This is a genomic window from Haloplanus natans DSM 17983 (assembly GCF_000427685.1).
In the GTDB taxonomy this organism is placed as follows: domain Archaea; phylum Halobacteriota; class Halobacteria; order Halobacteriales; family Haloferacaceae; genus Haloplanus; species Haloplanus natans.
On the sequence record NZ_KE386573.1, the window covers coordinates 728,117 to 746,131 of the forward strand.

The 18,015-nt window shown below is 63.7% G+C and carries 16 protein-coding genes and 1 tRNA gene; 5 read left to right on the forward strand and 12 right to left on the reverse strand.

Annotated features, from left to right (window positions below):
- Positions 1–114: 114 nt before the first annotated feature.
- Positions 115–243 carry an HNH endonuclease gene (locus HALNA_RS21595; protein WP_394324588.1) on the forward strand — a complete coding sequence of 43 codons (129 nt, stop codon included), beginning with the start codon at positions 115–117 and terminating at the stop codon, positions 241–243.
- 61 nt (positions 244–304) lie between these two features.
- A tRNA-Gln gene (locus HALNA_RS06095) sits at positions 305–408 on the forward strand.
- A 129-nt stretch (positions 409–537) separates the two neighbouring features.
- Here HALNA_RS06095 and HALNA_RS06100 read toward each other — a convergent pair.
- From HALNA_RS06100 to HALNA_RS06125, 7 genes are all read right to left on the reverse strand, one after another.
- Positions 538–894, reverse strand: a complete 357-nt coding sequence (locus HALNA_RS06100; protein ID WP_049935521.1) for a hypothetical protein — start codon at positions 892–894, stop codon at positions 538–540.
- Positions 895–937: 43 nt separating this feature from the next.
- On the reverse strand, positions 938–3,100 hold the full coding sequence (gene pglZ / locus HALNA_RS06105; RefSeq protein ID WP_049935522.1) for a BREX-5 system phosphatase PglZ: 2,163 nt from the start codon (positions 3,098–3,100) through the stop codon (positions 938–940).
- 2 nt (positions 3,101–3,102) lie between these two features.
- Positions 3,103–3,264, reverse strand: a complete 162-nt coding sequence (locus HALNA_RS19840; protein WP_157573463.1) for a hypothetical protein — start codon at positions 3,262–3,264, stop codon at positions 3,103–3,105.
- 165 nt (positions 3,265–3,429) lie between these two features.
- Positions 3,430–7,245 carry a hypothetical protein gene (locus HALNA_RS06110; protein ID WP_049935523.1) on the reverse strand — a complete coding sequence of 1,272 codons (3,816 nt, stop codon included), beginning with the start codon at positions 7,243–7,245 and terminating at the stop codon, positions 3,430–3,432.
- A complete protein-coding gene (locus HALNA_RS06115) occupies positions 7,242–7,832 on the reverse strand; it encodes a BREX protein BrxB domain-containing protein (protein ID WP_049935525.1) in 591 nt (196 codons plus the stop codon). Before HALNA_RS06115 ends, HALNA_RS06110 begins: the two co-directional genes overlap by 4 nt.
- Positions 7,829–11,590 (reverse strand): hypothetical protein, encoded by a 3,762-nt coding sequence (locus tag HALNA_RS06120; RefSeq protein WP_049935526.1) that lies wholly within the window; start codon positions 11,588–11,590, stop codon positions 7,829–7,831. The genes HALNA_RS06115 and HALNA_RS06120 overlap by 4 nt, the downstream gene beginning before the upstream one ends.
- Positions 11,590–12,339, reverse strand: a complete 750-nt coding sequence (locus HALNA_RS06125; RefSeq protein ID WP_245576004.1) for a BrxA family protein — start codon at positions 12,337–12,339, stop codon at positions 11,590–11,592. The genes HALNA_RS06120 and HALNA_RS06125 overlap by 1 nt, the downstream gene beginning before the upstream one ends.
- Positions 12,340–12,680: 341 nt before the next feature.
- Between HALNA_RS06125 and HALNA_RS06130 the strand changes: the two genes are divergently transcribed.
- Entirely contained in the window at positions 12,681–13,112 is a 432-nt protein-coding gene (locus tag HALNA_RS06130) for a universal stress protein (protein WP_049935528.1), read from the forward strand.
- A gap of 76 nt (positions 13,113–13,188) precedes the next feature.
- On the opposite strand, the gene HALNA_RS06135 is transcribed toward HALNA_RS06130, so the two are convergent.
- From HALNA_RS06135 to HALNA_RS06145, 3 genes are all read right to left on the reverse strand, one after another.
- Positions 13,189–14,391 carry an inorganic phosphate transporter gene (locus tag HALNA_RS06135; protein ID WP_049935529.1) on the reverse strand — a complete coding sequence of 401 codons (1,203 nt, stop codon included), beginning with the start codon at positions 14,389–14,391 and terminating at the stop codon, positions 13,189–13,191.
- A 51-nt stretch (positions 14,392–14,442) separates the two neighbouring features.
- Positions 14,443–15,117, reverse strand: a complete 675-nt coding sequence (locus HALNA_RS06140) for an RNA ligase partner protein (protein ID WP_049935530.1) — start codon at positions 15,115–15,117, stop codon at positions 14,443–14,445.
- Positions 15,118–15,182: 65 nt separating this feature from the next.
- The gene (locus HALNA_RS06145) at positions 15,183–15,581 is read right to left on the reverse strand and encodes a DCC1-like thiol-disulfide oxidoreductase family protein (RefSeq protein ID WP_049937984.1); all 399 of its coding nucleotides are present in this window, start codon (positions 15,579–15,581) and stop codon (positions 15,183–15,185) included.
- A gap of 127 nt (positions 15,582–15,708) precedes the next feature.
- Here HALNA_RS06145 and HALNA_RS06150 point away from each other — a divergent pair, with 127 nt between their 5' ends.
- Positions 15,709–16,281: a hypothetical protein gene (locus tag HALNA_RS06150; RefSeq protein ID WP_049935531.1), complete on the forward strand. Its 573-nt coding sequence runs from the start codon at positions 15,709–15,711 to the stop codon at positions 16,279–16,281.
- A 51-nt stretch (positions 16,282–16,332) separates the two neighbouring features.
- On the opposite strand, the gene HALNA_RS06155 is transcribed toward HALNA_RS06150, so the two are convergent.
- Together HALNA_RS06155 and HALNA_RS06160 are read right to left on the reverse strand one after the other, a co-directional pair.
- Positions 16,333–16,917, reverse strand: coding sequence for a hypothetical protein (locus HALNA_RS06155; protein ID WP_049935532.1), 585 nt, complete (start codon positions 16,915–16,917; stop codon positions 16,333–16,335).
- Between the two features lie 48 nt (positions 16,918–16,965).
- A complete protein-coding gene (locus tag HALNA_RS06160; protein WP_049935533.1) occupies positions 16,966–17,346 on the reverse strand; it encodes a hypothetical protein in 381 nt (126 codons plus the stop codon).
- 129 nt (positions 17,347–17,475) lie between these two features.
- Between HALNA_RS06160 and HALNA_RS06165 the strand changes: the two genes are divergently transcribed.
- Complete coding sequence (locus tag HALNA_RS06165; protein WP_049935534.1) at positions 17,476–17,964, forward strand: hydrogenase maturation protease; 489 nt, start codon at positions 17,476–17,478, stop codon at positions 17,962–17,964.
- Positions 17,965–18,015: the final 51 nt, after the last annotated feature.

Below are 18,015 nucleotides of genomic sequence, written 5' to 3' on the forward strand. Positions count from 1 at the left end.
ACAGACGGTATAGACTGTCCGTCGTGCGATAAAACGCTCGCATCCGAGCGAGGGATTCGCCAACATCACGCTACAGCGCACGACATACCGCTTCCGAATCGGACTTGTAAGGATGTGGTTCTGACTTTCAAAAACCCCGACAAAGCTCACCGGCTGTCAAACGTCATAACTCTCTGTCGTTCGTGTCACCAGCACGTGGAGGCTGGCAATATCCCCACTCCTTCTCAGGACTCAGAAGGATAATTTATTATGTGTCGGCTGGTTACCTGACGCCGCGGGTTCCGGTTGCTGAGGACTCACGAGCAGTCCCGTGGTGTAGCGGCCAATCATCTGGGCCTTTGGACGTGTTCGGGGATTGCCCCGCACGGAAGACAGCCCAGGACGGCGGTTCGAATCCGCCCGGGACTACTACATCTGTGGCGAGCCGAACGGCGAGCCACGAATTCGTGACGGAGACCGGATTCGAATCAGAGGGTGGTGCAAAGCGTCACGACCCCACCCGCAAGCGCGAGGGCGTCAGCCCGAGCGTGGGGTCGTTCACATTGGGATAGCTAGACAGACGGTCTCGACTTCGGGGGCCAACGAAATCACCTGTGCCTTCCGTTGCAGTTCTCCTCGACGGTTCTCGATCCGCTCTTCCAACTTCGAGAGTCGATCCCGCTGTCTCCGGATCGCGAGGTCCATATCCGATCCCGCTTTTGCTTTCCGCTCGTCGTCCGCGATGAACGTCTCGATCCGCTCGCGTTCGGCTTCCGCGTAGGCCTCGAGATCGTCGAGTTCTTGCTGTGTCTCCTCTCGACGGCGCTCCCGGAGTTTGTCGCGCCGTGACTCGATGCGTCGACTGACGTATCGATCGGCGGACGAACGCAGCTCGCTCCGGTTCGCAAGTAGCATTCGCACACGGTCTCTCTCGGGGGTGCCCTTGATTCCCGCGACTTTAGGCGTGGGAGGAGGTCAAGGTGACGAAGTTCAGCACGAACTCCTGTGGGAGGACGCCACCGTGGTAGAACCGAGCGTCGGGGAGGCCCTGATTACGGAACCGCTGGATCGGGTCTGCGAGGATGCTGACTCCGGCGTCTTCGTCGAGATAGCCCAGATGGGTGTCCTCGTCGAGCAACGCCCCCGGTGCATCGTCGTCGAGGTTCTTCCCTGCGATCCACCGGCGAGTCACCGTCTCCGCTTCGTCGGGCGGGTGTAGGTCGTCGATGTCGACGTGCCTCGGGAGCGAGACGAACCCATGATCGGAGAGGATGTACGCACGGTCCCACTCTCCTTTCCGCAACTTCTCGCAGATGATGCGAGAGATGGCGTCAATTCGGTCGCTGAACAGCTCCTCGAAGTTCGTCAGCTCCTGCTCTCCGGTCTCGTCGATGTCGTTCCAGTAGTACGCGACGCGGGTGTTGCTCCAGCCCATCTCGTCGTCTTCGTCTTTCACGATGTAGCTCCAGCCGTCGTTTTCCAGGAGCGTCTTCCGACGGTAGTTGCTAATCGCCCGTCCGTTACGCTCGGGGATCAGCTCTCCGTCCTCGAAGTCGATATTGAAGCTAAACTTGCTGCCGGGCGTGAGCGCAGCCTTCCCGAACTCGGTGTCGGACGGAAGTGTTCCAACCCACGTGCTTTCTTCGACCTCGAGTGTGGGTATCTCACGTCGGATGGACTCCGCGAGTTCGTGCGCGAGGTCGAAGCGCAACGCGTCGATGATGAACAGGGCGACGCTCTGGCCGCTCTGGATGTGCTCTTGCTCCTCGGCGAAGAACTGGTGGGCGTGATTCTCGCCGACGAACGGAGATTCGGCGTCGATCCGGTCGACGACGAGATCGCCGAGATCGGTGAGATATTCGAGATACTTCGACTCGACCAGCGAGGATCGAAGATCGTCGAGCGTGGCAGTCGCCGGGTGCTCTTCGGGGAGTTGCTCCTCGGGGTCACCCGAGACGACGAGGTTGAATACCGCGTTGTCGATTTGCCAGGTTCCCTCGTCGATGTCGCCGTAGAGGTCGACGACGTCGCTCGTGTCGCCACGCTCGTCCCAGGTCTGGAGTTCGCCCGCGAGCGTCGCCACGTCGATGGCTTGCTCCCAGACGTTCGTCCACGGGACCTCACCGTACGTCGATTCGAGACGGTCGTGACGCCGCGTCGCGTTGGTGACACACGTCTCGTAGTCGCCACTGTGGAACGACTGGGTCCACTCGTCCCAGAGCCGATGTTCGATCGAGGCATCGACGGGGCAGTCGGCGAGGGCCCACGGGTCATCGTGGGTACGGAGGACCTCGTGCCAGAATCGCTGATTCGGGTCGAGATAGACGCTCGCCAGTTCCGCTTTCCGTTCGGTCTTGCTCAGCACCGACCGGAGCTCGGGTCTGGAGATTCCGAACGCTGTACTCCGTTCAGGCTGGTACTCTCGTGGCAGCAGCGACGTATCGAGGCCTTCGTCGACGAGCCACTCGGCGACCGCCCAGCGGCGCGTTCGTTCGACGATGGCCCCCGCGTCGGATTCGCCCTCGACGGCCGTGACGCCGTCGTCGACGAGCAAGTCCCGGATCTTCAGGAGGTCGTCGCCGTTCGGGAGGTTTCGGGTGCCGTGTTCGAGGACGAACTGGACGGGGTCGTCGTGACCGTCCAGCACGATTTTGGTCTGGAGCCCCTGAATCGACGGCAGGCCGCCCTCGCCGTTGAGCTCCTGAAAGAGCGTCTTCGCGATCTGCTCGCGTTCGCGCCCGCCGGCGTCCTCGTAGGCGACGCGGATCGACGCCGCTTGTATGGAGTCTCTCTCGAAACAGCGGACTGCAAGCTTGCCGATGTGCTGTTCGACGACGCCACCGGTGTTCTCGATATCTCTGAACCAGTCCACGTCGTCGCTGTGGGCCCGTGGGACGTACCAGACGGTTCGGTCGCGGGGCGCGTCGGCGCGTAGCTCCAGCGGCGTCCGTTCGGCTGCGTGGAACGCACAGCCCAGCGAGTGGCTCACGCTCTCGACGATGTCGCGGAGGTAGCCGCCGTCGTCCCACCAGATGACGACCGGATCGTCGTCGGCTGCGTCGTCGATGGCCGTCTCGATGGCGTCTTCGGTACACTCCGGGAGGGTCTTGGTTGCAGGCATGGTTACAGGACGTCGTCGTCGACGGTCTTCGGGACAATCTCGGCGTCGGCGAGCGGCGCGATGTTGATCTCGACGCCGTGTTTGTGGTTCGGTTGGTCGCCGGCCGTGGTGATTTCCGAGAGCGCGCGGTCGGCCCAGTCGGAGGAGATGTTGCTCGCGATCACGTCGCACGTGTCCGCGACCCCCTTCGCGAGCGCCTCGTACTCGTCGAGACCGCTCGCGAGTTCGGCACAGAGACGCTGTCGGTGCCCTCACCGATCCGTGTCCGATCGGCGTCCTCGAACCGGTCGTAATCGTACGTCGTAAAGAGGATACCGTTGCGTGCCATCCTACGATGACCTCCCTTCGACCAGTACGATGCCGCCGTCCTCGACGCCGTCCAGTGTCTCCCTGACCTCGCGGATTCGGGCCAACAGTTTCTCCGACTCGTCGAGGAGTTCCGTCGCCCGTTCATCGGTCGGCCGGTCGTCCGTGTCGACCAACTCCGTCACGTCGTCCGTGACGGCAGCGTTCGGAAGCTCCTGTCGGAGCTCCTCCGCGACACGCTGTAGCGCCGCCCACACGTCGTCGTCGGCCCCGGGCTGTTTGGGGTCTGTCGCTTCCTCGATGAGCTGTCGAACTCGCTGGATCGACGGCGGGCGCGAGGCATCGAGTACCGTAGCGACCGACTCGGTGGTCGGCGACTCCCGGTGCTCTGCGCGGAGTTTTTCGTGGGCAGACCGTAGCTTCGACCACGGGCTCGGATCGCCCTCGAGGAGTTCTCGACCCCTCGCGTACGCTTCGGCCTGTCCTCTCACCGCCGAATCGACGAGCTCACCTTCGTCGATCCGATCGCCGTTCCACGCGAGGTCGAAGACCGACTCGAGATCGCCGAACGACACGCCGTCGAACGTCTCCGTGGCGTCGTCGATCAGCCCGTCGACCGCCGACTCGTTCTCCCGGAGCCACTCGGTCAGCTCCGTGCAGATTTCGTCCGGATCCGACTTGGTCGGGGAGTCGCCCGCCACCCGACGGTACTGCGTCGAGAGTTCGTCGACGCGGTGGCCCGTCGCATCCGCGAGGCGTGCGGTCACGGTCGGCTTCGTCGGCACGGACCCGCTCTCGGCAGTCGTCTGCATTCGGCTGGTGATCGTCGCGTTGGGATACCACTCCTCCAGCCGTTCGAGTTCGGCGGTGAGTTGGTCCCAGAGCGTTTTTTCGCCGTCGACTACAGCGAAGAGTTCGCGTGCATCCGCGAACGTCTCTGCCGCCGATTGAACGTCGTCCTCGACCAACTCCGACGTGGTGATCTCGCCCCCACTGTACGCAGGCGACAGCACACGTTCGAGGGCGTCCAGCGACACGTCGAACGCCCGTGACGTGCGCTTGAACGCCCGCCTGACGAGCACACTGTTGTCGGCGACCCACGAGCCGAGTTCGGCCACCCACGCGTCGGGGTCACTGCCCGCCGGATCGTCCCCGAGGACCGTCGACACCACGGTGCGGATCTCCTTGGGATTGACCGTATCGACGCCGAACCGCACCTGAAGCGAGGTGAGTCCACCCTTCGTCCGGACCTGTCGGCCGATCGCGCTGGGGTCGGTCACGTACTCGGTGTCGTGTTTGAGTGCGACCTGCTCGTTCGAGGTGGCTAGCGTGATGAGCAACGCCGCAATCGACTCCTGTGGCGTTCCTCGGTAGTCCCCGTTCGCCGTCCGTGTCTGCTGGAGCAACGTCTCGACGTCCACCGCTGTCTTCGACTCGTACTCGTCGATGAACTCCCGACACCACCCCGTCTCCGCGAGAGATGCGGTCGCGGTATCCACGCCAAGCAACACGGCGTCAGCGTCTGCGAGCGGCCACGGACCGCTGCCACGGAAGAACTGTGCCAGATCCTTCGCGTCCTCGACCTCGACGAGCGGTCGCGAGAGTACCGTCCGGGTCGCGCCGAAAACCCCTTGAACCTGCTCTTCGACGACCCCATCGAGGGTGGAGCGCTCTCCCTCGTAGTCGTCAACCGTATAGACCGACGCGTTCTCCAGAAGGTCGCTTACGGACGCCTCCAGCCGCCGTTTGTCCGTCCGGTGCTCGCGCTCTAGCTCCTCGTGGTTCTCCGTTTCTTCCTCGAGCACCTGGCCCATCCCGATGACGTTCCGAATCCTGTCCAGCGTCGATCCCGGAACGTCGATCGAGACGAGGATGTGTTCACCCCCGTCTCGGCCATCGTTCACGTCCTGCCAGGTTGCGACCTGCTCCGCAACGGTGTCCGGATCGTCCGCAAGGACACGGATCCGAACCGCGTCGTATTCGGTCTTGGGTGCTCGGTCGACTGGGTCCAGGATCGAGTACTCGTATCGAAGCGGGACGAGCCGTTCGGTCCCAATATCGGCTTCGTGACGCGTCCCGTCGCTCCGGAAGAAGTCGTCGTTCTCTCGAAGGCGGGTTTCGAGCCAGGCAGACAGCTGGTGTGGCGAGATCCGTTCGGCTTTCGTCTGTGCCCGACTCAGGATACTCTCCTGTTCCTCGGAGACCAGCGTGTACACTTCGTCGCCCTGGTCGTTGGTTTCCGTGAGCGCCTTCCGTTTGTCGACGAGCGTGTTCAACGCGGACTGTGTCTCCTCGACTGCCCTCCCCACCGATGCGTCAACGTCATCGAGCATCAGTCGGCCCAGGTTCGCCGGCGTCGCCGGGACGGCGGGTGTCTGGTTCAGCAGGTACAGCGCCTTCGATACGCGCACCTCCCACGCGGCTTCGGTCCCATCGAACGTCGGGATCAGCGTGTTCTCGACCATCTCCTGGACCCACAGTGGCACGTAGGTCGTCTCTTCGACGAGAAGGTCGAACAGCTCGTCCCAGGTGATCAGCTCGCCCACTTCGGTGTCCGCCCACCCGAACTTGGTGAACAGCGACCGCACCAACACGAGCAGCGCACGGCCCTGAATGTACTCCCGATCCGTGGCCCGGCCCTGTGTGATCAGCTCCTGCATCACCGTTCGCAGCAGCGTCAGGTCGTACTCACGGAAGGGGTAGGACTCGACGGCGTCGGGATCGGCACTCCCGACCGGCGCATACGTCTCCAGTGAGAGGTCGGGCATCGACGAGACGAGAGCGGAGACACGCTGTGTCCCGGCCCCGTCTTTCTGTAGCCACCGCTTTCGGACGATGATTTCCGTATCTGCGCCTTCGAGCGGCACCTGCTGATGTGTCCAGTGATCTTCGGGAGGCTCACCGACGAGGCTCTCTCGTGTCGCCGGCAGCGAGTACTGTCCCGTCGTTACGACCACTGGATTCGGCCCGTACTGGAGCGCTTCCATCGTCTCCTCGAACTCACGATAGCGATGGCTACTGTCACCGACGAACAGCGCCACCTCGTCGAGGCCCAACAGGAGTTCGGTGTGTGGGCCGTCCGCGTTCAGGACCTCGGTCACCGTCTCGACTCGGTCGACCAGTTCGTCCGGGTCGAACGATTCCGGCGCCACTTCGGCTTCCGCTCGTTCGATGGACGCTTTCACGCCCTCCCGACTGTCGAGATCCGTCCCCGTCGTCTCCGACATCGACGGGAGCGTCTCGTAGAGCCACTTTCGTAGGGACGCACGCTCTTCGAGAACGTCGTCGAACTCCTGGCCACGCTCGCCCGACGTGATGGCCGCCCAGACCCCGTCGTACTCCATATCCACGGTCCAGGCCCATTCCAACAGCCAGTTCGGATCGGTCGGATAGCCAAGCTCGCGTCCGATCGCCTCGAAGATGAGAAAGGGGAGGGGAGGCTCCTTCGACGCGTCGCGATCGAGGAGGTTCAGAAACACCGGCTTGAGCCGATCGACGTGTGACTTTTCGATCGACTGCGCCAAGTTATCGAATCCGGGGCACTGCGCTGCCAACGTCTCTCCCAGGCGAGCAAACTCGGACTCGCTATCGGCGACGAGACCGATCAGTTTCAACAGGTGGGTCTTCCCGGATCCGAACGTCGCGTGGAGATAGAGGAATCGAGCGGCCTCTCCGGGATGCGTTTCGATGACGTCACCGAGCGCGGTGAGTACACGCTTGGCACTCTCCGTTTCGTGGAACTCCGCAACGTCGGTCTCCGCTCGCTCGCGAGCGTTGACCTTCTGGACCTCTTCGAGTTGGCGGGTTGGATCGCTGCGAAATAGCTCGTTGATACTCATCGTTGGAGATGCTCCTCCTGAACCGGCCCGGGAATTTGATGCGCGGGGTAGTAGTGTCTCGAGTCGCCGCCAAAGAAACTCAACTTCCCCCCAACGTCGTCGCCTGGGAACGGAATTCCGATGGTCGATCCGACGTTCCGACGGTCGAGTTCGTCGAGTAGCTCGGAGGCGCGTGTGAACGGGTAGAGGCTCCCGAGATTGAGGAGCAAGACGACGTGGCTCTGCTGTGCCAGATGCTCTTCGTCGATCCTGTTTTGCATCATCTCTCGGACGAGCTCCTCGGCGAGCCGGTCTTGCATCGTCCCTTCGAGACGCTTCGGACTCGTCTCGCTACCGAGCGCGACACACAAGTTGTACACTTTGGTCCGTGGAAGTAGTTCGTCGAGCCAGATCGGTTGGACGGTGATGTCGCCGTCGATCACCGGCGGCTCGTCATTCCCCGTCGCCCACGCACCGAGGCGGTCCGCAGTTCGGTGTTCGAGCGCGGGGTCGACGGCCACGATAACGAACGGATTTCGGATGCCAGCTTGGCCCTTTGCGAACGTGCAGAGCTTCTCTTTGAACCCTCGATACGGTGATGTCGTCATCGGACGATCACCCCCGAATCCGTGGTCTCGATGTCTAGCTCTCGTTTTTCGACGAGCCGCTCGAACTGGTCGTTCATCGACGGACGATCGTCAGGAAGCACACCGATCCGGTCGACCTCGTCGGGCGTCCGGTCGCCAACGATCTCCGCGAGTCGGTCGAATCGGGATTCGAGTTCTTTCACGTCGTGTTCGATCGCCTCAGCGAGTGGCTCCGCACCGGCGAAGTCGTCGGCCGCTGAAACGAGCGTGTCCTCGTCATCTGCAGAGAGCGACGACATCGCCTCGTCGATCGTTTCGTGCCACCGTCGAAGCTCTCGGAGCGGCGTGATGTACGCCCGCTCGAAAGTTATCTGCACCCCCGCTGGCAAGTCCGTGGCGGGAATAACCCACGGGTGCTCCGCGATCCGACCGACGAGGTCGGGGATGCCCTGTTCCGCGGCGTAGGTCGCCCACGAATCCCGAATTTCCCCGTCGAGGCCTGTCGGTGTCGCTCCTACGAGCGCTTTCCAGCCGGCAGTCGTCCACCAGTCTCCATGGAAGGAATCGAGCGCGTCACGCTGAGCGGCGACGGACGACTGCACATCCCCATCGATCCACTCGAATCGGGTGTCTCCCGCGGTGAGTTGTGCATCGAACCGGTAGAGTGATTCGAGTCGCCGATTCCAGACATCTTTGACTTCGTCGAACCACTCCTGTCCCTCGTTTGTCCGCTCGATTGTCTCTCCGAGCCCATCACCCTGTGACCGAACCACGGTCAATCGGTCGGCTGTCGCGTCGATGCGGTCGGACAACGCGTCGATGAGCGATTCGAGCAACCCGGAGACCGCATTCGAGTGGACATCGGTATCGACGACCAACTGGACGTCTTCTCGCAACCCCGTGAGTGACGAGCGCAACCGTTCGTTCGCTTCCCGGAGGTCGATGAGCCCGTCCGCGACTGTTTCGGTCGTCTCTTTGAATCCGCCTTCCTCGAGCAGTTCCCCGATCGGTTCGCGTGGGAGCAGCCTGAGCCTCGTCGTCGAGAGGGCCTCCCGATCGAGGACGGCCTCGTTTGCCAGCGTATTCCCGCCTTCGTCGACGGGGACTAGACGCCCTTCCCGGCAGAAACCCCAGATGATTGCACGGAGTGCCGGTCGCGCCTCGTCGTAGAACGGCTTCGTCGAGACGATTTCGTCGAGCACCGTGTTAATGTTGAGCCCGTCGTCGCGACCTTTCAGCTGTCTGCCCGTCAGCGCCAGCACGTTGCTCCGAATAGTCCGTCTGCCCTGGCTGGTAGACGGGTCCGACGACGGTACCTGAATGGTGTGTGCCCACGCAGGGAGCGGTTCGTCGGGTGCGAGTTCCGCCAGTTCCTGCAGGCGGTCGTCTGTCACCTGCAGCATCATCGGGTGGAAGTCGTCGGGATAGCCGACACCGACGGCGGTCTGTACCGCGTTCGAGAGGCCGCCGATATCCGCTCGGTCTTTCACGGTGTACGAACCGCTCCCCATCGCGCTCACGAGCTTGCTCCGAACGGCGTCTGCTCGTCGGGTGAGGTCCCGTTCGACGGCGGGTGGCGTCGTGTGGGTCGAGACTGCGTCCCGGAGCGCCCACCACCTGACCAGGTGTTTTCGAAGATCGTCCAGCCCGTCGGTGTCGATCGACCAGTACAGCGTCTCCTCATCACCAGTATCCTCGGTCGCATCCGGGCGAACGCCTTGCATCTCGATGGATACGTCGAGTCCCCCTTCGGCATCGACAGACGTCTCGAAAGGGGTCCCATCGATACCGAATCGATACGTGACGGGATATTCCTCGCCGGAGTCACCGTACGGGACCGAATCCGGGAGCGAGAGATCTCGGGTGATTCGGCTCCACAGATGCTCGTCCAGCGTTTCCAGTACGGCATCCCAGTCGGGGTTGCGCTCGTTGTCCTCTGCTTCGTCGTAGATGAGACGCTCTTCCTGGGTGGCGAACCGGTAGCGTGCACCGCTCTCGTCTTCGTTCGGTCGGATGAATTTCTGGAGTCGGTCGAGCGACTCCTCGACGCGGTTCTGCGTACTGATCCAGGCACGTCCGTTGAGGTCCGACATTACCGAAACCGCAACGTTCCCTTCGTTGAGCGGAACGATGTCGTGGACGTGCTGTAGCAGCAACACGGCTTTCGCCACCTCGAGGTCGAACGGTTCCAACTCACCGTCCCGAACCTCGTCTGCGATGCCACGGCTCGCATCGAGTTCGTCGACATCCGTTACCTCGTCGTCTTCCCTACTGCGAGCCCCTTCGATGACACGCATATCCTGCGTGAGTATCTCTCGGAGTTCCGGCTCGATCTGCTCGTAAAAATCGACGAGGGAGATGACGTGATCCGGTTCGTCTTCCTCCACCCACGATTCCAGGAGGTCGTGCATCAGTGCGAGTATCGCCCGGGCGGTACCGGAGAAGATAGACTTCGCTGGGTCGCTCGCCTCCTGCCGGAGATTGAACAGGATTTCGAGGAAAAGCGGGGCGTGATAGGGTAAGAACGGGTAGAACTCGACGAGTTCCTCGTTGTCGATGCTGTCGAGTGGTGGTTTCGTGTTCTGTTTGATTTCGTTGTAGACCAGCGACTCCGTCGGCTTCACCGATGCTTCTTCGAGGACCTCGCGGACCGCTCGTTCCCCGAATTCGGACTTCCGGAAGAGACGCCGCTTTGCAATATCACCGACGTGCTTACTGGGGAGCTGGTAACGGTGCGGGAAGCGATCTTTGACGATGCTGAAGTCCGCGCCGTGTGCGGCGAATTTCGGCTGCACGTCTTCGATTTTCGCCTGCGCGGTCGCGACTAATTGGATGTCGCCACCGCCGATGTCGTCGACGTTCTCCGCGAGTGTCTGAAGCTCGGTCAGACGCTCGAAGTCGGTCCCGATAAAGAGACTCACCTCGTCCAGTAGCACCACCAGCTTCACCGGTCTCTCCATCTCGTCTGCACGCTCGGATCGGAGTTCTTCGAGCCTGCCCACCACTTCTTCCGGGTCGATATCCGACGGTTGCAGGTCTGTGTACCCGTCCCGAGTGCCGTTGACCTCCTCGAACAGTCGCGGGAGAACGACGTCTGCCAGCGCGCCGTATCTTTGAATATCCGTCCATAGTCCGTCCGTCTCCCAGTCGTACTCACGGGACGAGGCTCTCGTCCCCTCCAGCGCAGCCGCTGCACGGGCTTGGCGTTCGGGCCACGCATCCGTCGTGCGGAACCATTTCTCGAAATAGGCGACATCGAGCTGTGAAGACAACCCTTCGGAGAGACCATCGTTCACGCCGGTCAGGTTGTGATCTTGATGTGCGTGCCTGAGAACGATCTCGCTGAAGCTCCGTTGCTTCTGCCCCTGGTATTTTAACAGGTTGACCGATATCGGGATCACGTAGTATTCGTCGTGGATCTCTTGCCAGTGGTCACGCAACTGGTCCAACGCCTCTTCACGAGCATCCCCCGCGAGATCGGACCAGACCGTGTCCTGCTTGCCCTCCAGCCACGTAGTATCGAGTAGTCCGTCGAGGACGGTCAGTAGGTGGCTCTTCCCACTACCGTAGTAGCCGTAGAGCCAATAGTTGGAGCCAGTCCGCATATCGTCTGCCCGGTCGAGGGTTCGGTCGACAAAATCCCTGATAAACCGCCGAGAGTCGGCCGTCATATGGTACGACTGGATCGCCCGTTTCCGGTGATCGCGCTCCTTTCGGTCGATACGAACGGACTCCTCGAAGTCCTCGGGGAGATCGGTGAACCAGTTCCTGTCGACCATTAGGCACTCCCCCCGTCTTGCACCCACGAGTACGGCTCGTCTGTGGGACGGAAGTCGAGTTCACCATGACGCTCCAGATACTCCCACGCCTCAGTGCTGGCGACGCGGTCGAAAAGTTCCGTCCACCGATCCGCCGGCTGGAAGAGATACAGTAGCCCGCGTGGCGCAGTGAGCCACTCCTCGTCGGCTCCGTACGAGTAGTCCATCGAGACGAGCAGCGGAACATCGCCTATCGAAGGGGGTTCACCCACGGTGGCCCGCTGCCCGTCGAGGACACCGATTTCACGCATCACCGACCGGAACCCTTCGCACCATCGCTCGGTGGTCGACTCCGCATAGTCGAAACCGCTCCCGTCAGAACATTCGAGCCGATCGAGGATCCGGGTGAGCGTCTCGTTCGAGAACTCGAGCGGGTCCGTCTTCCCGTGCGCAACACGAGCGACGTATTCGTGGACGACATAGCGGACGAGTGCATCGTCCGCGATCAGGTACAGGGAGAGAATCTGGGCCGTATCACGCGTCGTCTTGCACTCGTCGAAGATTGCTGGAAGCGCACTCGGATTCGGGAGCGCGGCGGGAGCGTTTTTGAACCGCGATGTCAGGATACGATAGATCTTCTGTGAACTCCCTCTCGTACTCCGGTTGGATAACCGTTCGCCGAACCATCCCTCTTCGACATCGTTCCAGTTGCCGTGCTCGGCGTAGAGTCGAGCGAGTTCCTCAGCTCGCCCGACGAGCAGGCCACACATTGTCAAGTCCGTGGTCACGTCCGCCGCAGAAAGCCCGCGAGACAGCGACGGAAGTGGTGGGCACCTTCCGTCGGAAACGGGGACCATACGTTGTAAATTAATCCGGTGCACTTTATATTTCGTCTACGGGCGGAGGGTCGCGTCTCCCATCGTGGCGCCGGTCGGTTGGCGGCCACACTCGCGAAACATCCTGCAACTGCTGGTTGGAGACGTCTGCGCGTCGAGCCGTCACCGGTCGGGGCGACGTGGAGGGGTTGGTTCCGGAAACCCGACCTGTCACACGACGATCCTCGGGGTTGCCCGACCGCGGGGAATATCTGTCCACGGGTCGATGGCTACCCATGCCCCCATCTCACGTCCTCGTCCCCCTCGATGGCTCGCCGCTCGCGGACGCCGCGCTCGCGGAGGCGCTTTCCCTGTTCGACTGCCGGCTCACGGTCCTGAACGTCGTGACACCGCTCGACGCGGGCATGAGCGAGGGTGGGATCCTCGACGCGGGCGAGGACCGTCGCGAGAGCGCACGCGACCGGGCCGAGCGTCTCGTCGAGCGGGCGCGGTCCCGGGCGGCCGAGGCCGATTGCACCGTCGACACCGTCGTCCGAGCCGGCGATCCGGCCGAGACGATCCTCGACTCCGTCGACGAGCACGGTATCGACCGGATCGTGATGGGCGGGCACGGCGGCGAGCGCAACGCCGTTGCCCGCCGACTGCTTGGCACCGTCGCGACGACCGTCGTCGGCGAGGCGCCGGTGACGGTGACGGTCGTTCGTTGAGGGAGTATCGGAAGTCGTCAGGGATGCTCGCCGTGGCAGTCCGGCGAGCATCCCTGGACAGTTACGATACCCCCTCTTAGCCGAGGCCGGCCGCGAAGGCGCGGTAGAGGCCGAAGCCGACCGCGATGGAGGCGACGAGCGTGATCAGCCAGAACGCGAGGGTGACACCGATTTTCCGCCTCGAGACGCCCGCCGAGCCGCCGGCGAGGCCGCCGCCGATGACCCCCGAGATGATGATGTTGTTGAAGGAGATGGGGATGCCGAGCGCGATGGCCAGTTGGGCGATGATGAATCCGGGCACCAGGGCGGCGATGGATCGGCGGACGCCGAGTTGGGCGTACTCCCGCGAGGTGGCCTGGAGGAGTCGGGGGGCGCCCATCCACGCGCCGGCGAGGATGCCCGTCGCGCCGAGGGTGAGGAGGACGATACCGGGCAGGCCGAGTTCGGTGCCGTAGAGGTTCTCTAGGGGCCCGGTCGCGAGACCGACCTGACTGCCCCCGCTGGAGAACGCGACGACGCTCCCGAGGAGGACGAGGAAGGTGCGGACGCCACCCTCGACGGAGGCCTGCGTCCGTCGGCGGATGAACTGGAAGCTCGCCGCCGCGGCGACGAGCGTGACGAGGACGACGGCGGAATCGACCGAGCCGACGGACGGTGCCGAGACCTGTCGTGCGAGAAAGCCGGCGATGGAGCTCTGGGTCGCGGTAGGGGGCGACGGGATCACGGCGAGTTCCACGTTGGCGACGATACCGCCGACGACGGCCGCGAGCAGCGGGACGCCGACGGTTTCGGGGATGTCGTCGCGTCGGAGGACGGTCGCGGTGAGGTAGGCGAGGCCGCCGGACGCGGGCGGGACGAGCGCCCAGAACGTCGCGATACGGCGGTAGGTGTCGATAGCGGGGTCGCCGCCGAGCGAGAGGCCGACGCCGACCATCGCGCCGGTGGTGGCAAAGGCCGCGGGGATGGGGTAGCCGGTGTAGACGCCGAGGGCCATGAAGCCCGTCGCGGTGAGCAGGCCGGCCGTCGCCGCCAGCGACGTGATCTGGACGCCGCCGACGAGGCCGGAGCCGACCGTCTCGGAGATGGCGCCGCCTTGGGTCAAGGCGCCGAGCGCGGCGAGGATGCCGATGAGGAAGGCGGCACGCATCGTCGAGATGGCGTTGGCGCCGATGGCGGGGGCGAACGGTGGTGAGTTGCTGTTGGCGCCGAGCGCCCAGGCCGTGATGAGGCTGGTGAGTGTCGCGAGGACGACGAGCGCCCAGAAGCCGAGTCCGGGCACGTCAGCCGCCCCGCTCCGATGTCACAGTCGTTCGCGCCCGTTGTGTGGCGATCACGACTCATCACCGACGCCGGTCGCTCGCAGGTACTCCGCTAAGAGCCGTGGGAACTGCCCGCCGCGGACGTACCGGAGGCCGAACTCGTCGGCCCAGGAGACGATGCCACGATCCTCGGTGACGACGCCGGCGTCGAGTTCGCGCGCGAGAACGAGCAGGTCGAAGTCCTCCCGGGAGTCGAGGACGCCCTTCCTGAGCGCCCGGCGGTACTTATCGCGCATGTTGGAGAGGACGCGGTCCGCGGCGGTCATATACTCGTTCGGGTCGTCGGCGGTCAGATCCTCGGGCGAGAGCTGTTCGACTTCGCGGAGCGCCTCCTCGGAGACGCGGAGGCCGCGGTCGACCCGGTCGCTCATCTCGTCGATGAAGTCGTAGACGATGTTGGCGGGGATGGTCACGCCGTAGCGATCCGGGCTCTTGCGCACCACCCAGGTGTCGAGTCGGGAGAACACCTCGTCGTCGATGTCGCGGTCCCGGAGCATCGCCACGAGTTCGTCGTGGATCGAGGGCGGGACGTAACAGGAGATGTTGAGTTCGAGGCGGGCCGTCGCCACGAGGTCGAGCAGTCGGCGGACGGCCGCCTCCAGTGACTCGTCCTCGCGGCGGATCTCCTCGGTGAGAAACAGGGACGTATCGAGGACGAACCGCTGGCGTGGGAGCGACCCGGACATGGTCGGGGCTTCGTCGGTGGGGCACAAAAGCTAGCGCCTTGCCGACCGGCGACGAGCGAGGGGGTCTACGGACGGTCCCGGGTGTCGTCGTCGCGGTCCCGCCGCGCCGGCGGCGTCTTCGAAACGACGAGCCCTAGCGTGTCGCGCCGGTCGGCGGCGAAGCGATACGCCCGCTCGCGGAGGTCGGTGTAGTCGTCGAACTGTCGGAGGAAGTCGACGAGATGTCGTGCCTCGGCACCTTCCTCCGTCCGCACCAGCGCCTCCTCGATGGCCGCGCCACAGGAGTAGACGGCGTCGTCGGTCACCAGATGCGCGCAGTCCGTGTAGTCCGCGGGCAGTCGTGCCTGCAGGTCGTCGTCGAGTTCGGCGAAGCCGACGATCCGCAGGTCGGTCCGTCGCGCGAACTGGTCGGCCCACCACGTGCAGAATCCGCAGTCGTCGTCGTAGACGAACGTCGGTTCCATATGTCCGTCTGGGGGCGCCGATCGTATTTGTTCCTCGGTTCGCGCCGGCCGTTCGACGGCGCGGACCCGCTCCGTGGTTCGGACACACACCACAGACTCATGTTCGACATGCACGAAAGGGGAATCGATGACCGACCGAGATGACGATGCCGAGGCGGACACCTCGGACGCGGACCGCACCGAGGACGAGGACAAAACCAACGTCGACGTCTCGGATGCGGGGACGGTCGAGCCGAAAGACCCGACCTGGGAGAAGCCGTCGGTTGACGACATTCCCGAGTTCGAGACCGGGGGTCGAAATCCAGCCGGCGACGTTCGACCGGACGCGACGGCGGGAAAACCGAACGACGCCCGGACGCCGGAATCGACGCGTCTGGGCGGAACTGACACCGAAGCGTACATCTCTGCACTGGAACTGTGTGCGCGCTTGCCCGACGAGTTGCGCCTTCCCGACCAGGCGGCCGACATCGTGCCGACCGCGTTCGAGGCCGAGCTGGAACAGGAGATTCAGGCTTTCGCCGCAACGGAGTTCGACAATCCGACACCGCACGTCGAAACGCTCTCGTTCGTCGAGGCCGACGGCGACATCTGGTTGAAACTCCGGCTCGGGGCTCCGGTCGAGACGTTCGATCAGCTGGCCGATCGGACCGTGGAACTGCGGGAGTACGCGCTCGAAGAGCTGGATTCGTTTCTCGAATGAGGCTGGTCGCCACCGAGCGGTCCAGTCCGACCGTCCGTCCCCCGACGCTCGTCACCCGCTGCCGATGCTCGCACGCCGGACGCCGAGATGCGCTGGCGGGTCCTCGCCGCGGAGTTCGGGTGGGACGACGTCGGCGGGCGTCTCCATGCGGTCGGGGACGACAGTCCGCCCGTCCGGTCGACTGAGAAAGAACGGTGCGGCCGACATCGACGCGCGCCGGAATAGTTGCCGCCACGTCGACTCGCCGTGGAGGTAACACCCGAACGAGAACCGACCGTAACCTATCGCTTCGGCTTTATCAGTCATCACGTCCGCTTCGTCGGTTTCGAACTCGGCGTCACACATCCACGCGACGAACGGCGGTCCACCGGCGAGTCGGCCAACGAACGCGTCCCAGCCAGCGTCGTCCTCGAAGACGACCCACGCGTGTCGGTCGCCGACGGCGTCGATTTCGATACTGAACCGGTCTCCCTCCCAGACGAACGTCGCCTCGTGGCCGGGGACGCGTGCGCCGCGGTGATGATAGACGACCCCCGCGACGTCGTACTCGACGGCCTCGGAGACGCGAAGCGCCCCGTTGCTCCGGAGTCGGTCACGAAACTGCGGGAGTGCGTAGAGGCTCTCCGAATCGCTCATGCCAGCGGCCACCTCGACTGAGCGGTGCGTGTCGGGACGCCGACGGGGTCACTCCGTCGTCGTCGCCGTTTGGCACACATCGTCCTCGTCCGCCTCGGGGTCGTGACACCAGCAATCCGGGCCACACTCGACGTGCGAGTGCCCCTCCTCGACGTGGCCGAACGTATCGGCGAAACGCCGTTTGGCCTCGTACTCACCGCGGTCGGTCAATCCGTACCCACCCCTCGCCCGTTCGAACAGTCCGTCGTCGTCCAGTCGGTCGAACGCGGTGTGAATCTCGTCGTCCGTCGCTTCGAGAAACGCGCTGAGGTCGGCCGGTTCGACCGTGTCCGAGAGTTCTTCCTCTCGGAGCATCCAGTACGTCGCTTCGAGAATCTCGTCACGGAGTACTACGGCGTCCAACGAATCGCCGTTCGACTCGGAATCCATACGGTCCTGTACCCATGTCAACTGAAAAAAGCTACCGCCGGTGTGGCCGCCTCCGACCGGCCGAGCGCGGGCGGCGTTCCGACGGTACCGGGGTAAGAGCCAATAGCAGGCTGTGCCGATGGATACGACATGGAGATACTGGTCGCGTGTATGGGGAATCTCCTGCGTGGCGACGATGGATTCGGCGTGGCAGTGGCGGATGCGCTCCGTGACCGGGACTTTCCGGCGTCGGTCGACATCGTCGAAGTCGGCATTTCGGGCGTCAGTATGGCACAGGAGTTACTCGACGAATACGACGCATTCGTCCTCGTCGATGCGATGGAAACGGGCGACGACCCCGGAACGGTCAGTGTCAGTCGGGCGTCGGTTCCGGACATCGACCAGTACTCCGACCGCGAGGTTGCGAGCTTTGCGGCGGACATGCACCAGACCGATCCCTCGAAGATACTCGTGTTGGGCGAGGCGCTCGGCGTCCTGCCGGACGTCGTCGTCTTGGTCGGGTGTGAGCCGACCGATACCGACGAACTCACCGACCGATTGAGCCGTCCCGTCCGCGAGGCGGTGCCGGAGGGCGCCGATCAGGTCGAACGGATCGTCGACGAACTCGTTCGCCAGTGAGCCTGCACTCCGTCTATGCGGTGGGCCTGCATATTTAACACCGTAGAAATA